The organism is Shewanella sp. SM23 (assembly GCF_025654295.1).
Classification (GTDB): domain Bacteria; phylum Pseudomonadota; class Gammaproteobacteria; order Enterobacterales; family Shewanellaceae; genus Shewanella; species Shewanella oncorhynchi.
On sequence record NZ_JAKKRM010000001.1, the window covers coordinates 630,668 to 650,768 of the forward strand.

General features: G+C 44.0%; 14 protein-coding genes and 1 tRNA gene. 10 read left to right on the forward strand and 5 right to left on the reverse strand.

Annotation, left to right across the window (positions count from 1 at the left end):
* Positions 1-5: 5 nt before the first annotated feature.
* The 3 genes from L5L98_RS02745 to L5L98_RS02755 all read left to right on the forward strand — a co-directional run bounded on the left by L5L98_RS02745 (position 6) and on the right by L5L98_RS02755 (position 3,862).
* Positions 6-2,057: an alpha/beta hydrolase family protein gene (locus L5L98_RS02745; RefSeq protein WP_263138354.1), complete on the forward strand. Its 2,052-nt coding sequence runs from the start codon at positions 6-8 to the stop codon at positions 2,055-2,057.
* A gap of 249 nt (positions 2,058-2,306) precedes the next feature.
* Positions 2,307-2,765 carry a GNAT family N-acetyltransferase gene (locus L5L98_RS02750; RefSeq protein ID WP_263138355.1) on the forward strand — a complete coding sequence of 153 codons (459 nt, stop codon included), beginning with the start codon at positions 2,307-2,309 and terminating at the stop codon, positions 2,763-2,765.
* A gap of 161 nt (positions 2,766-2,926) precedes the next feature.
* Positions 2,927-3,862: a M14 family metallocarboxypeptidase gene (locus tag L5L98_RS02755; RefSeq protein WP_263138357.1), complete on the forward strand. Its 936-nt coding sequence runs from the start codon at positions 2,927-2,929 to the stop codon at positions 3,860-3,862.
* Positions 3,863-4,107: 245 nt separating this feature from the next.
* Here the strand turns inward: L5L98_RS02755 and adhE are convergent, their stop codons facing one another.
* Positions 4,108-6,711, reverse strand: coding sequence for a bifunctional acetaldehyde-CoA/alcohol dehydrogenase (gene adhE / locus L5L98_RS02760; protein ID WP_263138359.1), 2,604 nt, complete (start codon positions 6,709-6,711; stop codon positions 4,108-4,110).
* 318 nt (positions 6,712-7,029) lie between these two features.
* On the opposite strand from adhE, the gene L5L98_RS02765 reads away from it, so the two are divergent.
* From L5L98_RS02765 to L5L98_RS02785, 5 genes are all read left to right on the forward strand, one after another.
* Complete coding sequence (locus tag L5L98_RS02765) at positions 7,030-7,662, forward strand: YchE family NAAT transporter (protein WP_263138360.1); 633 nt, start codon at positions 7,030-7,032, stop codon at positions 7,660-7,662.
* Between the two features lie 278 nt (positions 7,663-7,940).
* Positions 7,941-9,935, forward strand: coding sequence for a methyl-accepting chemotaxis protein (locus tag L5L98_RS02770; protein ID WP_263138361.1), 1,995 nt, complete (start codon positions 7,941-7,943; stop codon positions 9,933-9,935).
* A gap of 213 nt (positions 9,936-10,148) precedes the next feature.
* Positions 10,149-10,236 (forward strand) — tRNA-Ser (locus L5L98_RS02775).
* Between the two features lie 140 nt (positions 10,237-10,376).
* Positions 10,377-12,155 (forward strand): DUF6538 domain-containing protein, encoded by a 1,779-nt coding sequence (locus tag L5L98_RS02780; protein WP_263138363.1) that lies wholly within the window; start codon positions 10,377-10,379, stop codon positions 12,153-12,155.
* An 88-nt stretch (positions 12,156-12,243) separates the two neighbouring features.
* Entirely contained in the window at positions 12,244-13,185 is a 942-nt protein-coding gene (locus L5L98_RS02785; RefSeq protein WP_263138364.1) for a DUF2726 domain-containing protein, read from the forward strand.
* Between the two features lie 44 nt (positions 13,186-13,229).
* Here L5L98_RS02785 and L5L98_RS02790 read toward each other — a convergent pair whose 3' ends face one another.
* The 3 genes from L5L98_RS02790 to L5L98_RS02805 form a co-directional block, all read right to left on the reverse strand.
* Positions 13,230-14,159, reverse strand: a complete 930-nt coding sequence (locus L5L98_RS02790; RefSeq protein WP_263138365.1) for a hypothetical protein — start codon at positions 14,157-14,159, stop codon at positions 13,230-13,232.
* A 461-nt stretch (positions 14,160-14,620) separates the two neighbouring features.
* A complete protein-coding gene (locus L5L98_RS02800) occupies positions 14,621-17,338 on the reverse strand; it encodes a phage/plasmid primase, P4 family (protein ID WP_263138367.1) in 2,718 nt (905 codons plus the stop codon).
* 141 nt (positions 17,339-17,479) lie between these two features.
* A complete protein-coding gene (locus L5L98_RS02805; RefSeq protein WP_263138368.1) occupies positions 17,480-17,806 on the reverse strand; it encodes a helix-turn-helix domain-containing protein in 327 nt (108 codons plus the stop codon).
* Between the two features lie 880 nt (positions 17,807-18,686).
* Here L5L98_RS02805 and mntA point away from each other — a divergent pair.
* Entirely contained in the window at positions 18,687-19,091 is a 405-nt protein-coding gene (gene mntA, locus L5L98_RS02810) for a type VII toxin-antitoxin system MntA family adenylyltransferase antitoxin (RefSeq protein WP_041408500.1), read from the forward strand.
* On the forward strand, positions 19,091-19,522 hold the full coding sequence (gene hepT / locus L5L98_RS02815; protein ID WP_041408499.1) for a type VII toxin-antitoxin system HepT family RNase toxin: 432 nt from the start codon (positions 19,091-19,093) through the stop codon (positions 19,520-19,522). The genes mntA and hepT overlap by 1 nt, the downstream gene beginning before the upstream one ends.
* Positions 19,523-19,632: 110 nt before the next feature.
* Here hepT and L5L98_RS02820 read toward each other — a convergent pair whose 3' ends face one another.
* Positions 19,633-20,043 (reverse strand): hypothetical protein, encoded by a 411-nt coding sequence (locus L5L98_RS02820; RefSeq protein ID WP_263138370.1) that lies wholly within the window; start codon positions 20,041-20,043, stop codon positions 19,633-19,635.
* Positions 20,044-20,101 lie beyond the last annotated feature (58 nt).

The window sequence follows — 20,101 nt, forward strand, 5'->3', positions numbered from 1 at the left end:
TAACAATGAAAATAGCTCCTCTCCTATTGGCGCTCGGCGCTGCGGGACTGGCGTTATCAGCCCAAGCGGCCGATCCAACGCCTTTTACTGTGCAACAACTCATTAAACTCAATAAGATGCACTCTGCGACTGTGTCCCACGATGGCACTAAATTAGTTTATGGTCTTAAAACGGTAAACGATAAGGGAGAGGCCAGCTCGGATCTGTATCTATTAGATTTGATAGACACGAAGGCGAAACCACTACAATTGACCTCTGCCACGGGCACTGAGCACGATGTGAGCTTCGCCAATGACGACAAGTCGATTTATTTCCTTGCCAGTCGCAGTGGTTCAAGCCAGTTATTTCAACTACCATTAACGGGCGGTGAAGCGGTACAAGTTTCTGATTTACCTTTGGATATTGATGGCTACAAATTATCAAACGACGGTAAACAAGTTGTACTCAGCATGCGGGTATTCCCCGAGTGTAAGGACTTAGCTTGCTCAAAGGATAAATTTACCGTCGAAGCTGAGCGTAAATCGACTGGCCGTGAATACAAGCAGTTAATGGTTCGCCATTGGGATACGTGGGAAGACCACGCCCGTAACCATTTATTTGTGGGTGCGGTAAACGGTGAGAAACTGACTAAAGTAGTGGATGTGACTCAAGGTTTAGACACTGAAACGCCGCCAAAACCTTTCTCGGGTATGGAAGAAGTGACCTTCACCCCAGACGGTAAGTTTGTGGTTTATAGCGCGAAAGCCCCTAGCAAAGATCAAGCTTGGACCACTAACTATGATTTGTGGCAAGTGCCAGTGACAGGCGGCACCGCAACCAACTTAACCAAAGACAATCTTGCATGGGATGCGCAGCCAACATTTTCGAGCGATGGTCGTTACATGGCCTATTTAGCAATGAAAAAACCGGGTTTTGAAGCAGATCGCTACGGCATTATGTTGCGCGATACTAGCACAGGCCAAACCAAAGAAGTGGCGCCATTATGGGATCGCAGCCCAAACTCACTGATGTTTGCTCCTGACAATCGTACCTTGTATGTGACGGCACAAGACCTAGGTCAAGTCTCTATTTTCCAAGTGAATACCCAATTTGGCGATGTGCGTTCTGTCTACAGTGATGGCACGAACAGTTTAATTGCGGTCACTAACGAACAACTGATTTTCGATAGCAAAACCTTAGTTGAACCGGGCGATCTCTATAGCATTACGACTGAAGGTGAAGGGCTTAAACGTCTGACCGAAGTGAATAAAGACAAATTGGCCGAGATCAAGTTTGGTAAGTTTGAACAGTTCAGCTTTAAAGGTTGGAATAACGAAGACGTTTACGGTTACTGGATCAAACCGGCGAACTTCCAAGAAGGGAAAAAATACCCAATTGCCTATCTCGTTCACGGTGGGCCGCAAGGTTCATTTGGTAATGCCTTCAGTGGTCGTTGGAATGCCCAATTATGGGCGGGTGCGGGTTATGGCGTCGTCATGGTGGATTTCCACGGCTCTACCGGTTACGGCCAAGCCTTTACGGATTCAATCAGCCAAGATTGGGGTGGTAAGCCATTAGAAGATCTGCAAAAAGGCCTAGCAGCGGTGAGCCAGCAACAAAAATGGCTCGATCCGCAAAACACCTGTGCGCTCGGTGGTTCTTACGGCGGCTACATGATGAACTGGATCCAAGGTAACTGGAACGACGGTTTCAAGTGCTTAGTTAACCACGCGGGTCTGTTCGATATGCGTTCTATGTATTACGTGACCGAAGAAGTGTGGTTCGCAGAGCATGAGTTTGGTGGCACTTATTCAGATAACAAAGCGTTATATGAGAAGTTTAACCCAGTGAATTATGTTGAAAACTGGAAAACACCCATGCTGGTGATCCACGGTGAGAAGGACTTCCGCGTCCCTTATGGTCAAGGTTTAGCGGCATTCAGTTTTATGCAGCGCAAAGGGATCCCATCAGAGTTATTGATTTTCCCTGATGAAAACCATTGGATCTTAAAACCTGAAAACTTAGAGCAATGGTATGCTAATGTCTTCAGTTGGATGGACCGCTGGACTAAGCAATAACGACCAGTGCGTTTATGGGCTTTGCACCGACGAAAGCCCATAGAAGCAAGGCTCGTCCGTATAGGATTATCATCGGCGAGTCATTTAATGCTCAACTGACAATCAAAGTATTTTTAGTCTGTATTTAAACTAAGCGTTTTCTGACCAAGTGTATTTTGATTAAGTGCCTTTTGATTCAGCATCTTAAAAAGCCAGACTTTGTTCTGGCTTTTTATTGTGTAATTAAATGTTTTTAATCAAGGAGTTAAGATGAAAATTCGAGCCGCAACCTTAACTGACATCCCTGAAATAAGCGTATTACTCACTCAATTAACCCAAGAATTTATCGCCCCAACTTGCACTGCAGAGGGGGCTACAATCTTAGTTAATGCCATGTCGATAGAAGCGATTGGTAGCTACTTTGCTATGGGTTATCAGTACCATGTTGCCATAACGGACTCGGGCCAACTCGCAGGTGTAGTGGGGATGAAGGCGAATAGCCACTTATACCATCTTTTTGTCGCCTCCCATGCACAGGGGCAAGGCGTGGCGCGAATGCTGTGGGAACATGCCAAAGCTCAATGTTTAGCCCAAGGCAATCCGGGGGTGTTTACCGTGAACTCGGCGCTGAATGCGCAGGCTGTGTACTTAGGCTTTGGCTTTGTGCCCCTTGGACCCGAGCGAGAACGCGGCGGGATCCGCGATATTCCCATGCAGCTAGTGCTTTAGGTTGACTGTATTCATTTATCATCCGAACACGAGCACTATCATTCGACTGAATAGTAATTCAACGAAAAAGCTTGAGCGAAAAGAGCTTGAATTAAAGCACTAGAGTGCAAAGAACTTGAATAAAAAGAACTTTACCGAATAGAACTAAAAATAGAGGAATTATGGCAAATTTAACATTTTATCCCATCGGCACCGTAGGCGAAAAATGGGGCGAGGCTGAAAAAGCTGCATGGCTTGCAAGCGCCAAAATCAAGCGTTCGTATCAGGACGATGTCGTGACGCCACTCAAGGCGATGGAAGCAAAGCTATCTACGCTTGGGCTTGGCATTGTGCAATATGGCGCCTTATCGATAAATGCGGAGCGTTATCCCTTGCTTGCGGTTAAGTCAGCGTCCTTCGATCCTCAAAAACTGACAGTATTAGTCACGGGTGGCGTGCACGGTTACGAGACCAGCGGTGTTCATGGTGCCTTGGCATTTTTAGCGGATAAGGTGGCGCATTATGTTGATCGCGTCAATCTTGTGATCGCCGTGTGCGTGAGTCCTTGGGGTTACGAAACTATCAACCGTTGGAACCCTAAGGCTATCGATCCTAATCGTTCATTTTATGCCAACAGCCCTGCAGAAGAATCGGCGGCCTTGATGGCTCTAGTTGCTTCAGTTGAGCAAGGTTTTGATGTGCATGTGGACTTACATGAAACCACGGATTCCGATGAATTAGAATTTCGTCCAGCACTTTGCGCCCGTGATGGAAAAGAGTACGTCAAAGGAACTATCCCAGATGGTTTTTATGCTGTGGGTGATACCGAAAACTCAATGGATGCCTTTCAGAAAGCCATTATTGATGGTGTGAGTAAAGTGACGCACATTGCTCCTGCCGATGAGAAAGGCGAGATCATTGGCTCGACTGTGGTGCAGCACGGGGTGATTAACTATCCGCTTAAGTCATTAGGGCTTTGCTGCAGTGTCACGGGGTGTATCTATAACACAACGACAGAAGTGTACCCAGATAGCCCAACGGCCACGCCTGCCGAATGTAATCTGGCGCAGGTTGCAGCCATCACCAGCGCCATTGATTATGTACTGGCACAGCGTTAGTCACAGTTTGTTGTGATGTTCAGCTAAGTGGTGATTAGCTTAGTGATCGTAAGTTGAGTGATGCCCCGTTGAGCTAGCGGCTAGTGAAGTGATTTTACGTTCGTGTTGTTAACGCATCGATTCAGTCACTCATTAACTAGGTAAGCCACGGAACATCACGCAATAAAAAGCCCTCATTCGAGGGCTTCTTCATTTATGTCGCGAGGTTTTTACTAAGCTCGTGCCTAGCATTGGCAGATAATAGTCTAGTTGTTGTCGCTATAGTCACGGCCATAATAGCTATCGAGGAACAGTTGTTTCAGCTCGTTAATCAAGGGGTAACGTGGGTTGGCACCGGTACATTGATCATCGAACGCATCTTCGGCTAATTCATCTAACTTGGCGAGGAAGTCGGCTTCGTTGACACCGGCTTCTTGGATAGAAGCAGGAATGCCAATCGTCTTCTTGAGGTGTGTGATTTTCTCAAGCAATTTTTCGACTTTTTCTTCATCCGTCTTTCCGCCTAGTTTCAAGTGATCTGCGATGGCAGCATAACGGCACAGGGCTTTTGGCCTGTCGTATTGGCTAAAGGCCGCTTGCTTAGTGGGCAGATCCGTTGCGTTAAAGCGTATTACGTTGTTGATCAGCAGCGCATTGGCTAGGCCATGGGCGAGATGGAACTCGGCGCCCAGTTTGTGTGCCATTGAGTGGCAAATCCCAAGGAAAGCGTTAGCAAAGGCGATACCCGCAATAGTGGCGCCATTGTGGACCTTTTCACGGGCGACAGGTGATTGTGAACCCAAGTTGTAGGCATCGGGTAAATATTTGCACAGTAAGTCGAGGGCTTGTAGCGCTTGGCCATCGCTGTACTCATTCGCCATCACGCTAACATAGGCTTCTAATGCATGGGTCACCGCATCTATGCCACCAAAGGCGGTGAGGGATTTAGGCATGTCCATCACAAGATTTGGATCAACAATCGCCATATTGGGCGTGAGTTGATAGTCGGCAATCGGGTATTTTTTACCGGTAATTTCGTCTGTCACTACCGCAAAAGGTGTGACTTCTGAGCCAGTGCCTGAGGTGGTAGGAATTGCTACCATCATGGCTTTGGTGCCCATTTTAGGGAATTTGTAGATACGTTTACGAATGTCCATAAAGCGCAGTGCGAGATCGGCAAAATCCACATCTGGATGCTCGTACATTACCCAAATAATCTTAGCCGCATCCATTGGTGAGCCGCCGCCGAGCGCAATTATCACATCGGGTTTAAAGCTTTGAGCGACCTTAGCGCCTTGACGGACTATGGCTAGAGTGGGGTCGGCTTCAACATCGTAAAAAATTTCGGTTTCAAGGCCTTGGGCTTTTAAAATCCGCATGGTTTCATCGCAATAACCGTGGTTGAACAAAAATCTGTCTGTGATGATTAAGGCGCGTTTTTTATCGCTCAGTTCTTCGAGCGCGATGGGCAAACTGCCGCGGCGGAAATAGATAGATGCAGGAAGCTTATGCCACAACATGTTTTCGGCCCTCTTAGCGACGGTTTTTTTGTTGATCAGATGACTCGGGCCAACGTTTTCTGAAATCGAGTTGCCGCCCCAAGAACCACAACCTAAAGTGAGCGAAGGCGCCAGTTTGAAGTTGTATAGATCGCCAATACCACCCTGTGAAGCTGGGGTGTTGATCAAGATACGCGCCGTTTTCATTCTAAAACCAAAGGCATGTACACGTTCGGTTTGGGTATCTTGGTCGGTATAAAGCCCTGATGTGTGGCCAATGCCGCCGAGTGCGACTAAAGCTTCAGCTTTATCCATGGCATCGTTAAAGTCGATGGCGCGGTACATACCAAGCAGTGGTGATAATTTTTCATGGGCGAAGGCTTCGCTGTCGCAAATGTCGGTGACTTCACCGATCAACACTTTGGTCCAGTGCGGCACTTCAAAGCCCGCCATTTGCGCGATACTGGCGGCGCTTTGGCCAACGATATCGGCATTTAAGCCACCATTTTTTAAAATGACCTGCTGCATCGCCGCGGCTTCATCCTTCGACAGCATATAGCCACCGTGGGTTGCGAAACGCTCTTTAACCTGCTCATAAATACTGTCGACCACAATTACCGCTTGCTCTGACGCACAAACCACACCGTTATCGAAGGTTTTTGACATGAGAATCGAACTGACTGCGCGTTTGATGTCGGCGGTTTCATCGATAACAATAGGCGTGTTACCCGCACCTACGCCAATAGCAGGTTTACCGGAAGAGTAGGCGGCTTTCACCATGCCTGGGCCTCCCGTTGCGAGGATTAAATTGACCTTAGGGTGAGTCATTAATTGATTTGATAGTGCAACGCTGGGTTCATCAATCCAACCAATAATGTCTTTGGGTGCGCCCGCGGCTATGGCAGCATCCAGCACTAATTTTGCTGCGGTTGTGGTTGAAACTTTGGCCCTAGGATGGGGCGAGAAGATAATTGCGTTACGGGTTTTAAGGCTGATTAAGGCCTTAAATATCGCGGTCGATGTGGGGTTCGTGGTGGGGACTATGCCACAGATAATGCCTACGGGTTCAGCAATGGTAATAGTACCGAAGGTGACATCTTCAGATAAAATTCCGCAGGTTTTTTCATCTTTATATTTGTTATAAATGTATTCGGAGGCAAAGTGGTTTTTAATTACTTTGTCTTCAACTACACCCATGCGGGTTTCTGCGGCGGCCATTTTGGCCAGCGAGATACGCGCATCGGCAGCGGCAAGGGCCGCTGCACGGAAAATTTTATCGACTTGCGCTTGGCTGAATGTCGCATACTCGGCTTGTGCTTTCGCCACACGCTCGACCATGAGATCCAGTTCTTGTGCATTGGTCACTGTCATGATTAATACTCCTAAAAAGATTTAGTGAATCAAGGCATTCACTAAATCCTCTTTATGGTAGAAAATTACACCTAAAGCCGCGTTGAAAGTGTGATATCAACGACAATATCGTGCTTTTATGTAATAAAACTACACTTAGGGTAACTTGTTTGTTTAAAATTGCGCTGAAAATGCATCGGCTTCGATAACTAAATATTATTCGAAGTTGTGATTTAACCTCAAAAATCTCATTTTTCAGTCAATAGCGCTTGAGATACTATACTTGCCCTCAAGCTTATTTTGATGAAGACGGCGTGACACGCACATAAGGATAGTCCCTTGGAGTTAACTCTTTACGTTAAATTTTTTCTTGGCCTCGTTGCCATCATTAATCCGGTTGGCTTGTTGCCTGTGTTTGTGAGCTTAACCAGCCATCAAACGGAGGCTGAGCGGAATCACACGGGTAAAGTAGCGAACTTTGCGGTTGTGGTGATCCTCTTAGTCACAATTGTGGCGGGGCAGCACATTCTGAATATATTCAGCATTTCGTTATCTGCCTTTAGAATTGCTGGTGGCAGCCTGATTGCCATTATTGCGATGTCAATGTTGCAAGGTAAGTTAGGTGAAGTGAAGCGTAACCAAGAGGAAGACCGCGAATCCTCGGCGATGGAATCTGTGGCGGTTGTGCCTTTGGCTTTGCCACTGATGGCGGGACCTGGCGCTATCAGTTCGGTGATTGTCTTTGCCGCTGAGCATAATTCATTGTCGAACATTATTGCGATGTTCATTACTGTGATAGTGTTTGGTTTAGTCAGTTTTGGCCTGTTTAGAATGGCATCTATCATTTATAAGATCCTCGGCAAAACGGGTATTAACGTGATTACCCGTCTCATGGGACTCTTGATGTTATCTATTGGTATCGAAGTCATTGCGGCTGGTGTGAAGGGATTATTCCCACAGCTTTTCAGCTAGAGTCATCTTCAGTCACAGATTAAGTGTTCCTTTCTCTAGAAAAACGCATTGGAATTTTCAATGCGTTTTTTATTTCTATCTGATCCTTGTTTGACGTTTCTTAAGTTTGCTCTGCGATTAGCAAAATCTAAACAATTGATGGAATATGGGGGAAATCCTCGTTTATCAGGATATTAGCTTGTGCAATTTCAATAAACCTTAGTCGTCCTACGGTTGATATTATGCTATACCTAGTGTTCGGTATTTGGATCTAAAACTAAGTTTAAAAGGATATTTCTATGAAATGGCAATGGATTGGTAATCTCAGTCTAAAACAAAAATTATTAATGGTTGTCTTGCCTCCACTGCTAGCCTGTTTTTTATGTGGCACGCTTTACCTCATTGAAAAATATGAATATAGAAAAGATTTAACCTTAGTTGTGCAATTAAGCGAGCTGGCCGTCACCAACAGTAATTTAGTGCATGAGTTACAAAAAGAGCGCGGCATGAGTGCTGGATTTATTGGCTCAGCAGGAAAAGCGTTTGCGGGTAAAATACCTGGTCAAAGACAATTAACGGATACGCAGCTCGGCCTTTATCAGCGTTTTATCACTGAGAATCATCTGCCGGAGATATTTGCCCCAAAACTTAGAGAGCTAAACGCTCAACTCGGGCGTTTAAATGCAATCCGCTCGCAGGTGGATAGTTTAAGTATCAGTGTCGCCGATGAAGTTGCCTATTACACTGAGTTAAATAAGTTATTACTGACAATAGTCGATGAAACCGCAAAAACGGGTGCTAATCAAGAAATCGCCATTAAAGCGACGGCTTTTAGTGCTTTTTTGCAATTAAAGGAAAGGGCGGGGATTGAAAGGGCGGTACTCAGCTCAACCTTTGGCCAAGCTGGATTTAAGCCTAAGGTTTATGCCAAATTTATCACTTTGGTTTCGGAGCAAAATACCTATCAAGAGCGTTTTTTAGCGCTAGCAAATTCTTATTTATTATCCTCGTTTAACCGTTTACAGAGTTCAGCTGCAATGCATGACGTTGAGCTGTTACGTCAAATCGCATTCGAGCAAGATAATCAAAAAATCCTGCAACAAAGTCCCGAAGAGTGGTTCAGTAAATCGACCGCGCGGATTGAGCTATTACGTGAGTTTGAACAGCAAGTCTCGGCAGATTTACTCAAGACCACCCATGAAAGATTAACATTAGCGAATGAGAAAATGTTCTTAGTGCTCGCGACCTTAATCTCAGTATTGGCGATAGTCTTGATATTGAGTCTATCTGTTATCCGTTATTTGCATGACAGTGTGCATCACTTATATTCGACCATCACGCAAGCCCGTAAACATTACGACTTAAGTGTGCGTCTGACTCACTCTAGCTCGGATGAATTCGGTGAACTCGCCATCGCCTTTAATGACATGATGAGTGATTTTGAAAAAGTGATCCTACATGTACGTTCCAGTGGCGCTAAATTGCAACAAGCTGTGGCGCAAATGGATCTCTGTACCCATGCCATGGAGCAAGATGTGATGGCGGGCCACAGTGAGGCAGAACAAGTGGCCTCCGCTATGACAGAAATGAGTGCAACAGTGGCCGAGATTGCTAGCAATGCAGTGCAGGCATCCGAAGCGTCTTCCGCCGCCAATATAGAGGCTAAAGAAGGCAACCTCGAAGTCGGCCGAACCAGCAAAGCGATCAAAGCGTTAGCCGACGATATTAGTGGAGCTTCTAAAGCCATTAACGATTTAGACCGTGAAATTCACGGCATAGTGGTAGTGCTTGAAGTGATCAGCAGTATTGCTGAGCAAACTAATTTACTCGCGCTTAATGCCGCCATTGAAGCTGCCCGCGCAGGGGAAATGGGCCGCGGTTTTGCTGTAGTTGCAGACGAAGTCCGAAGTTTAGCGCAGCGCTCACAAACCTCGACCTCGGACATTAAAAATATGACAGATAGATTGAAGGCGGGAGCGAGCATTGCAGTAAAAGCCATGGACAGAGGATTAGCTCAGGCTAATAGCAGTGTCCATGAAGCTGAACAGGCAGGTATCGAATTGAAACGTATTGTGGAGCAAGTAGACATTATTGACCGCATGAACGAGCAAATTGCTACAGCAACTCATGAGCAATCGGCGGTATCCGAAGACGTAAATCGTAATGCACTGAAGATCAGTGAGATTTACCTTAATACTCAAAGGATCTCCGATGAGCTTAGGGAGCTGACCAAAGCCCTGACGTTTGACGCGAATTCAATGTCAAAAGAAGTACACAAATTTACCGTCAATTAACGGTATCAAACGGTGAAAAGATTCAATAAATCATGGCGGTTTGTTTAGCAATTGTGCAACCGCCTGAAACTGAATCTTTTTTACTTGACCCCCTTTAGGCTTTTGCGTACAGTACCGCTCCGTTAACGATGAAAGCCTCTCGGCAAGGCTATACAAAATCGTTAGTGATTCTTAAACGTGAAAGATTAACCACGCTAACATAAATCGACATATGGTGAGGTGTCCGAGTGGCCGAAGGAGCACGCCTGGAAAGTGTGTATACGGTAACGTATCGAGGGTTCGACTCCCTCTCTCACCGCCAAATTCTAAGAACCCGATCACATGGTCGGGTTTTTTCATTTCTATCAAAAACTTATTGAATTATAGTTGCTTAATCCAATGGCTAACCAACCTTTGGCACCTTAAGGTGGTACAAAAGGGTGGTACAAAACGATGGCATTTATGATCCAACCTCGCAGAGATCCGAAGTCTGGAATGTGGAAAATCCGCAAGGGTATTCCTGCACATTTACGGCCTTTCTTAGACGGTAAAACAGAGCTTAAAAGAAGTCTTGAAACTAAGGACGCAGCAGAAGCAAAATCTCGGGCATCAGTCATTGTTGCAGAGTTTGAAGCTATCACGGCTAATGCCCAGTTGCGTTACGATAATCAAGAACGAGAGCAGCAAGTTAACCCTGCCCAGTTAGATGCTATCGTGAGTCATTGGTTCGTTAATGAACGTCAACGACTAAGCCAGCCGGATATCCTCGCTCGATATACCCTAGAGACATCCGATGGCCTTGAAGCGATGGCAGAGTGGTTTAGCGAGCCGTTAGAGGCGTTAAACGTCGCTGAAGGTACTCTCCACCAGCAATCAGCAGAACAACGCTTCATGAGTCACATGAACGATTTCGTTGATGAAGCCCTCACTCTGTCTCAGTGCCAACTCTTTTCCCATGCTGCTAAGCTGTATCTCTCCGTCAAATTAGCTGAAGCTATTATTAGGCTGTGTAATTCTGCATTTGACCTAGAAGTATATACACGACGGGAGCGAAATAGAGGCTTCGAGCCACTGTTCATGCCACGAAGTGACTTTATGAATGTGCAGGGCTTTGCTGAGAGCAGTCGTGCTGCACTAGCTGAATCAGGGCTAGAAGTCGTTCCTGATGATGTGGCTACCCGAGGGGATCTCTCAACATCATCTACCGTTTCTCATTTGGTTGAATGGGTTAATACTCAAAAAAGTCTCATCTTAGGTGAGACGGCTTTTAAGTCATGGCAAGCAGACCGCAATCGACCATGTAACAGACTCATCGAGTTTTTCGGTAGTAAGCCAATAGGCCAAATCCAGAAGATTGATATGCGTAATTTCTTCAATTGGATCATTCAATGTCCCAGTAAGCCAACGCATGATGTCAGAGATCTCTCCTTTAAGATGCAAATTGAGATAGCAAATAAGCAAGGATTGACTCGGGTTAGCATCAATACAGCAGATAAGGAACTTAAGCTTATCTCAGGCTATTTTCAGCAAGCGGTGAAATTGGATATCTTGCCGAAAAACCCGTGTCACCAAGTCTCTCCGGGTAAAGAAGCTGTCAGGACAGTGAGAGATCCGGGTTATTCAAACACTGAGCTATCACAGATTTTTTCCTTACCACTTTTTCAAGCTCGAACAGATGCTCAGAAAGCAAGGTATGGTGAGGCACCTTACTGGTTACCTGTTATCCTAGCCTATACAGGAGCAAGGGCTGAAGAGATAGCTCAACTCTATGTGAAAGACATTAAGCAGGATAAGGACGACCCACAGCTATGGTTTTTCCATATCCAAGAGGTGAGGGACGACCAATCCGTTAAGACGGGTGAATCAAGGAAAGTGCCAGTATGTAGATCTCTCCTCGAGTTGGGATTGCTCGATTACCTTTACTCTTTGCCCATCGATGGCCGCTTGTTTCCGGTGCTCAAAGCAAACAATAAGGCTAAGTATCATCTAGCGGTTGCAAGGCACCTCAAAGAGGCGTTTATGACGCTCAATATCGAGCATTTTGACACACTCAAACCGCTACATGCGTTCCGCCATCGCTTCATTACAGAGGCAAGGAAGGTGATGCGTGAGGATATTCAAAACGCGATAACAGGACACTCTAATGCGGGGAATACGGGGCGAAACTATGGTATCTACTCAGAACTCCATCAGGCGATAGATAAGATGCCTGTTATAGTGATTCCTAAGTGGAATCACTAAGGTCGTGTATGTAATTCTATTTTTTGTGTTGAATAAACTTTAGCTTGACACTAGGATTTTGATATCAGAATTTAATAAGGCCATTTTAATGTCTAAGACTGTTGAGCAAGACACTATCCAGTTGTTTCTTCAAACGCTTCGAAATATGAACCATAACCGAACTGGCGATATATTCAGGTTAATCAATGTGATGTTTCGGAAGGAAATATGGTTAAGAGATACTAATCGTTGGTCGCTTGTATGTCAGGCTTTAAATTTCGAATATAAGTCTATTTATGGTGATAATCAGGTAAACAACCAAAATTATGCTTTGCAGTTCTTGGCATTAGCAAAACATCCTCATATGAAAATTTCAAGCGAGGCTTGTGAGTTCGCAGAATCTATACTTTTAAAATCGGTAAGTGAAGAGTCTGATATAGAAGCAATAAAAAGTGTTAATGCGGCAATGATAACTGATACTGGCAAAAACTTCATGAATAAACTCCGAACATTAAGGATGGAGAAGAAGCTTGATACGACGAATGGTGATATTGTTAAAATTGATGACATCCCACCAGATGTTGGGCAAGAACAGAAAATCAGCAAGAAGAAAAGCAAAATTCAACGCTGGGATCTTCTATTAACTGCTGTGCGAAGTGAACTTGAAGGTGTGTTTTATGGGGCACTGAAGAAAGTATTTCCTATGGACTATGTGTTCATTAATGTCTCAGTTAAGAACGTTTTCCCTGAGTCCGTTCTTGAAGACATGCAAAAAAAGCATCGTAATATTTGGATGACAGGTCTCATTGATTTCGTGATTTATGACCCGATAACTCTGTGTCCAAAGCACTTTTTTGAATGCGATAGCCGTGAGTATCACATGAGTGCAGAAGATAGAATTCGTGACCAATTAAAAAATGACATCTTTAATAAATACAATATCCCACTATACCGGATAATGCCAGAATATGACTCAAACACAGTTGAGCATGATCTTGTGGTCACGATACGGAAGATTATTGAGCAGGAAAGAGCCAGTACAACTTGGTAATTTGTACTAGCTCAGACACTCAGCCAGCAAACCGTTTTTCGGATTTATATGAACTTCTCTGCTAATGCACGTTTACCATTCGGATCTGTACATTGAATGAGATTTTTCTCAGGATAATAGAAGCCACTTACACATAAATCATAATCACCAATCACGATTTGAATCGAAAACTCTGAACCATTGCCCCAAGTATCGTTCATAGTCGCTTTACAGGTTTCACCTCTAAGTTCAAATTCGAATGACGTATCCGTTTCATTGAAACTACTCAAAGCTGCTTCTATGAGGGTTTCACTCAATAGTTTTCTTTTTTTAGACGAGAGCATTTCTAATGACCACTCTTTAATTGGTCCATAAACCCCACTATCATTCAGTACTTCTAAAATCTTCCTAATGTGTCCTCCAGTGTGTTGATTTACCAAGACTGATGAACGAGAACCATGTGGCTCACCAAGCAGAGACTTCCTCATGCTCCACCATGTTTCTGCTACTTCAGAGTTGAGAGCATTTTTGGCTAAGTATTGTAAATTCCATTTTAGACTATCACGACTACGTATTGTGCCATCTGCTTCAAGTTCAACATCTCTTGCAGTAATAACTACAGGATAGGCATTGTCACTGTACAGTGGTTCTTGTAAGCGATATGCATGAAGACCTGTTAAGCTATTTGCGAACTTTACAAGCTCATCAGCCTTGGCTTCAGAGTATGGGCATGTTACAAACCCCTTAACAAATTGTACAGTATGGTCAATCCCTTTATATAACTCAGATAAATATAAGTCAGTATTAGCAGACTGGCCTAATGGGATCGCTAAAATTGGATGCCATTTAGGGTATGTATCAACAGCATTACCTAGCTGTTGAATCAAGTTGTGAAATGTTTCTTCACCTTGACGACGATCGGTTAAGTGTTTTGTTAAGTAGGTTAGTGCACGTGCATTTGTTTCTGCTACAGCAGTAGGGTATCTGAATTCCATAATATCACCTTACGTAAAGTTGTGTGTTTACGTAAGATTACTATTAACGCAAAAATAATGCAATGCGTAAAATTGATAACTTTCTGAAAAAAGTAAGTGCTAGAATGCATCAACGGTTTTTTGATTGTTCCGTATGATAGTTAAATTGAATAAGTATTTGATTATGAATGTAAAATTAGAAGCTTACGGTGTTCGGGTGGTTACAAGGCCGAAGATCAAAGCGACCAAGCAGCTGGATTTATCGAATGACCTTGGACGACAAATCATTAAGTCTGAAACAAAATTAGTACTAAGGACTCACCCAAAAACGTTCCAAAAGTTGGCTGATATGTAATCTATTGCACTATGTATTGTGGCTCTAATGCGATTTACCTACGGGAAATATTAAGCCAATATCTTGGTATCATTGATAGTAAAAGAGAGGCTTAAAGCCTCTCTTTTCATTTGCCATGCTCAGGCACTTAAACAATATAACCTATAGAAGGGTCTGTTATGGCTGAGGTTTGCCTTAGCCCCATGTTCACTACTTGAACAGGCTCAGAGATATCATCAAATACTGATTTCAAGTTAATCCCTTTAATCATGGCTTTACTGTTGTGTCGGCCTTTCTCAAAGCCTTTCTCCACCAGCCGTTTGGTCATGATATTACGGGTCATCTTCCAGTCGCCATCACGCTCAGCCCACTTTCTAAAGGCATCATATAGCGTTTCTGTATAGGTAAAATCCCCCTTACAGGTACATTCCTCAAGGAATATCGCGAGTAAGTCTGACTCGTGACGATACTCTGCGATTTCTGACTTTATCGAATTGGGAATCGAGGCTTTAATGCCATCCTTTAGCCACATTTGAACGCCTTCTAGAGCCCAATTGAGGATACCTGAGAGTTCAGCATATAGCTTATCCATTAATCGTGGGTCCATCTGTTCCTGACTGAAACTCGCATTGAATGGAAGCATGATCATTCTTCGCCACATGCCGAGGCTCGTATCACGAATCACGGGCTTGTGGTTACCTATCATGATGAGTTTAAACTTCGGACGGTATTCTAGTTCTACCTTGGCATAAAGTTGACGAGTGACAATCACATCATCACCAGTCATAGATTTCACTAGGTTTTCATTCATCCTAGAGCCTTCAGGTAATTCATTAGCCACAACTACACGACTACCAGCAAGCTTAACTAAGGATGGGTTAGGGCCTGTATTACCGTTATTGGTTTGCAGCAAAACACTACTATCGATCTGATGATAATAACTTCCCATTAATCGCTGTATCACGTTCATAAAGGTGCTCTTACCATTACAGCCATGACCGTGGAGGAAGAACAGTACCTGTTCGTCTGTTCGCCCGGTTAGCATGTAACCGACTATGCGTTGTAAAAACTTAGCGTATTCTTTGTCGCCACAGGTGATTTCATCAATGAACTGTAACCAACGAGGGCAACCTGCTGAGCTATCGAAATGAACATCCCCACAGCGGCTGATGTACATTTCTTTCTGTGCAGGTAATAGTTTTCCGTTAGCTAAGTCTAATACGCCATTGTTTACTCCAAGCAGCATAGGATTAGCATCGAAGCGGTTCGAAGATATCTGATTGCCTGACTTGAAGATTTCTAGCATATCCATCATTTTTTTACGATTAAGCGTCATTCGGCCAAATTTTTGTAATTGCTCTGCTTCGGCTAACTTAGTCTTATTTTTGGTTTGTATTGCTTCTTCTAGCAAACTACAACCTTGATTGATAAGACGTTCTCCAACACAGCGGGTATATTCAAGCTCCTTTCCGCTTGATGGAGCCCAATGTTTGCCATTAAAGTTAACTATGTTGTTAAGTTCTGGTACATACTTCATGCTGTCGTTGGTGATCGCTTTTAATCGGTCAGCATTACCCACATCATTCAGTGTGTCTTCGTTGAAGTTAGTCCAGATCGCGGGGATAGTTTCATCTGGCACAGGCACAGGCACAGGGTCTGTCGAGGTGTTTTCGTGGTTTACAGCAGGTTCACAGATCACTTCAACAGACTGCTGGCTTACACCGTATTGATTAACCAGCTCCTCGAGTGATAAGGCATCTTCACGCCTTAAATAGTCGTCAATGTCCTTGCCTTGACCTTCAGGCAGACCCACTTGAGTGAGTGAGGATAACCCTAATTCTGCCAACTTCTCGCGATACTTATCACCCGCCGCATCACTATCAAAGAAGGTGATCACATCACGTTCTTGCAAGTTCTGCTTTACCCATGCCAGCTGTTCTTGACCCAGTTGCCCATTGGTTGCCAGAACAGGTCCCTCCCAGTTGTGATTTAGTAAGGCTAACAAGTCGTGTTCACCTTCAACGATAGCGACTGCCCCTGCGGTATTAATTAAATGTTGTCCATAAAACTGAATGTCATTTAACCAAAATTGCTTAGGCATTTGATATTGTTTCTCTTTCTTGGGATCTTTAAACGTGAAGCGGCAAAGATGTCCATCTTCATCATAATGAGGAAAGATATAGACATCCCTTGGGAAAAAGTCCGAAGGATTGGATTGACCTTCTTTAACCAATCCTGATGCGTACATCTCATTACGACTGAAGCCTTGAGCTTCTAAGGCACACCAAAGTTGACCTTGGGAATACCCTATGTCGCTATCAAACAGTACTTCTTGACTGAGTTCTCGCTTTTCCATAAGAGCAGCAAGAGGTTTACTTTTATCAGCAATCATAGGTTCAAAGTAGTATTCACATGCTGCATTCATAAGCTCTTGCCGACGAAGGAATTGCTCTTCGGTCAGTTCTAGCTTCTCTGGCTTAACTTTCTTAGCTTTGGGTTGAGTATTGATGGTTATCCCTTCAATCTCGCCAGCAAGTAACTTGTTGGCCGCATCATAGGGATTGTTTGCAAGGTCATAACAGGTCAGAAAACTATAAATATCACCGTGTTCCTCACATGAGTAGCAGTGATAGTTTTGGTCCGTTGGATCAGCATGATAAATTTTGAAACAGCCTGCATGCCCACAGAAGGGACAAACATCATCCTCTAACTGGCAATAGTCGCTTGATGTTGGCTTAATCTCACTACCGACGAGCTTAGCGATCAGCTCTGGCAAGTCATAAAGTGCTTTAACGCCCTCTAAGCCGATTTCATTCAATGTTTCATGGTTAAATCTGTTATTTGCGACTAAGAATTGAGTTGTCATGTGACATATCCTCTAAAACAGAGGCCAACAGACTAAAATATATATGGAAATAGTTTATCTGTAGTTTGGCCTTCGAGCTGGTTTTAGCTCTTCCCCTGTTTAAGTCGTCCTTCAACCTAAACAGGGGCATTCTTTCCTCTATTAATCGAACATACGACGATAAAGGTTTGTTGCCTGCATCCCTGTGGCATTAGTTGTTTGAGAGCATTCCAGAAGTCCCGAAGCCACCAGCCGACCGATATGGCGTTTAGCCGTTCTTAATGAATAACCGCAACGCTTCATCAAGGTATTCGCTAGACTCTCCCTACCACCCAACAGCACGCCATTACACACAGGCATCCGGCTTATCTCGTAGAGTGTTCGGCCTAATTGATCTTGGAATAGCTCAAAAGGCAGCTTGAACACGCTAGAGCTAACTGCGTTGCTTGCTGTTGCTATAGGGCTGTGGTTTAGGTCATGGTTCATCATCTCAATCTCCGGTGGGGTCATTCATGTCATGCCTCTCACATAATGTTTTAATCGATTGGAGTTAGAGTTGAACGCAGTAAATTGATGAGATTTCAACCAAATCGGTTCAAGAGGCGAATTGTTGCCTAAAAGGTTTTGGTATGACATTTTTTCATTAATACGGCTTTAGTTATGAATAAATGGAATAGTGCTAATTTATAAGGTTTTTATTGCTGGTTTACTTAGTGGAAGTCACAAAAGAAGATAAAAGATGGCATCAACTGTCTTAGACTGGTGATGCTAGAGTTCACGATAGTAACTCGTATGACGTGAACTCTAGTGTGCTGGTGGAGTGTTCAGCATGAAGGTTCCCACATCTATCAGGTCGATAATCACTTGTTCACTCGTCTTCACTCCACTCCCAATAAGCCTAAACCGCTTTACACCAACCTCAGCCGAAAATTCAGCAGACTGACTAAAGTATTTCTATTAACTTTTTTCTATAGCTATTTTTAGAAAATCAATTAAAAATCAGCAAGTAAAAACAATAAAACTGTCAAATAGGGCAATGTTACTTGCATTTGATGGAGAGTGAGTTGGCAGAAATCAGCAGCAAAATCGGCAGGGAGAAAAGGTGTTGTCCAAGCTGGTCGTTAGCAGCAAACTTTGAAATAACAACTGTTCAGCCTGATTGAGGGTTGGTACACTTCGGGATTATTAGTTATTGTTTTTAAAGAGTTGATTACGGCTCTCACCTTGACTAGCTGAAACTTGATGCTACTAATATTCTGATCGCAAAGCTGTAATATTGCTGACTAGTATCATGAAGAAATATCGCAGGTACTGAGGCAGAAGATATTTTATAACAATAGCTTATGATTTAATCGATAAGGATGCACACATGTCCATTGACCCTAAGCAATTACAATCATTGGCGGCAAGCCAACCTGAAGTCGCCGCACTATGGCTTTATGGTTCTCAGGCCAAAGGTAATGCTACAGAACAGAGTGATTGGGATTTGGCGGTCGCATTTGACCCTGTTAAGACTGATAACGTGCTCGATAATCGTCTAAGAGCAGAGTTGTTAGCGATGGACTGGCAGCGTGCACTGGGTTTGCCGGAAGGAAAGCTCTCAGTCGTCGACATTAATCTGGCTCCTATTCCACTAGCATTCGGTATTATTGATGCTAATAAGGTTCTATACAGTCGTGATGAAGGCCGAAGGATGCAGGAAGAAGCCCGTATTATGTCGTCGATGGAACTCGATTATGCAACGTCGCCAATGAGCAGAGGAACAACTAACTGATGTCTGATAATGCCTATATAACGTCTCTACGCCTTAGCCTCAACCGTTATCAGGCTGAGCTGGTTGAACTAAAGCTTATACTCAGCCAGCGTTCGCTATCGAATCTTGAATATCGTGCTGCTGAACGAACCTTGCAGGTTTCGATTGAAGCCTGTATCGGTATTGCTAAACATTGGGCTAAAGCATTGGCAGGACATAGCCCGCAGGATGCCTATCAAGCTTTTGAGATCCTCTGTCAGCGTGGAGCACAACCTGTTGAGGAACTTAGCGGTTGGCGTAAGGTGATAGGTCTTCGTAATGCACTGGTTCACGATTACCTTAATATTGATCCTGAGATTATTCGCAGCGTGATAGCTCAGGGCTATAGCGATAAATTGTTTGTCTTTGCAGAGCAAGGTCTTAACTGGCTTGCTCAGCAGCAGGATCACTAAATAGGTTCGTGATAACGATTGGTTGGGATCACGGAGAACGTTAACATAGATTCTGATCCTAGACTCACCTTAGCCACTTGATAGATGAGTCTAGCAACGACCCATAATGACTATTTGTCTGGATAATCTCTATACCAATAGTTAACCGCAAGCCATTCCCCAAAAGCCTGAAAATGGACTAGCAGCCTGACTATCCAGTGCATATATGGTAGATGTTCTCTAGGATGAGTCGCGTATAGATTACCATCTTTTGTGATTGAGATAGTCTCAGGGGTAAAACCTTTCTCAATGAGAAATGCTTTAATAGCACCTTGATCTCTAAAGCTCCCTGCACCCATTGCCACCTCTCCTTGAAGGTGCATCATCTTCTGATCTGTACCTCGTTTATCTGGGACAATCTCGACTGTAAAGAAGGGGCTGTGGTTTTTGATGGCTTCGTTAATCTGATGATCTCTTATTTCTGGCGTAAATCGGCCTTCAACAAGCAAAAGGGGGTAGGTTAAGACTAATTCGTCGTGCATGATTTTTTCTCCGATTGAACTTTCAATGGGGCAGTATTTGTCACCCCCCATATTTCTA

What these genes read in the sequence shown, in the direction of transcription:
- L5L98_RS02750 (WP_263138355.1), top strand. Translation starts at nt 2,307, where the DNA reads ATGAAAATTCGAGCCGCAACCTTAACTGACATCCCTGAAATAAGCGTA.
- L5L98_RS02780 (WP_263138363.1), top strand. Translation starts at nt 10,377, where the DNA reads ATGATCCAACCTCGCAGAGATCCGAAGTCTGGAATGTGGAAAATCCGC.
- L5L98_RS02805 (WP_263138368.1), bottom strand. Translation starts at nt 17,806, where the DNA reads ATGATGAACCATGACCTAAACCACAGCCCTATAGCAACAGCAAGCAAC.
- hepT (WP_041408499.1), top strand. Translation starts at nt 19,091, where the DNA reads ATGTCTGATAATGCCTATATAACGTCTCTACGCCTTAGCCTCAACCGT.
- L5L98_RS02790 (WP_263138365.1), bottom strand. Translation starts at nt 14,159, where the DNA reads ATGGAATTCAGATACCCTACTGCTGTAGCAGAAACAAATGCACGTGCA.
- mntA (WP_041408500.1), top strand. Translation starts at nt 18,687, where the DNA reads ATGTCCATTGACCCTAAGCAATTACAATCATTGGCGGCAAGCCAACCT.
- L5L98_RS02755 (WP_263138357.1), top strand. Translation starts at nt 2,927, where the DNA reads ATGGCAAATTTAACATTTTATCCCATCGGCACCGTAGGCGAAAAATGG.
- L5L98_RS02745 (WP_263138354.1), top strand. Translation starts at nt 6, where the DNA reads ATGAAAATAGCTCCTCTCCTATTGGCGCTCGGCGCTGCGGGACTGGCG.
- L5L98_RS02785 (WP_263138364.1), top strand. Translation starts at nt 12,244, where the DNA reads ATGTCTAAGACTGTTGAGCAAGACACTATCCAGTTGTTTCTTCAAACG.
- L5L98_RS02800 (WP_263138367.1), bottom strand. Translation starts at nt 17,338, where the DNA reads ATGACAACTCAATTCTTAGTCGCAAATAACAGATTTAACCATGAAACA.
- L5L98_RS02770 (WP_263138361.1), top strand. Translation starts at nt 7,941, where the DNA reads ATGAAATGGCAATGGATTGGTAATCTCAGTCTAAAACAAAAATTATTA.
- L5L98_RS02820 (WP_263138370.1), bottom strand. Translation starts at nt 20,043, where the DNA reads ATGCACGACGAATTAGTCTTAACCTACCCCCTTTTGCTTGTTGAAGGC.
- adhE (WP_263138359.1), bottom strand. Translation starts at nt 6,711, where the DNA reads ATGACAGTGACCAATGCACAAGAACTGGATCTCATGGTCGAGCGTGTG.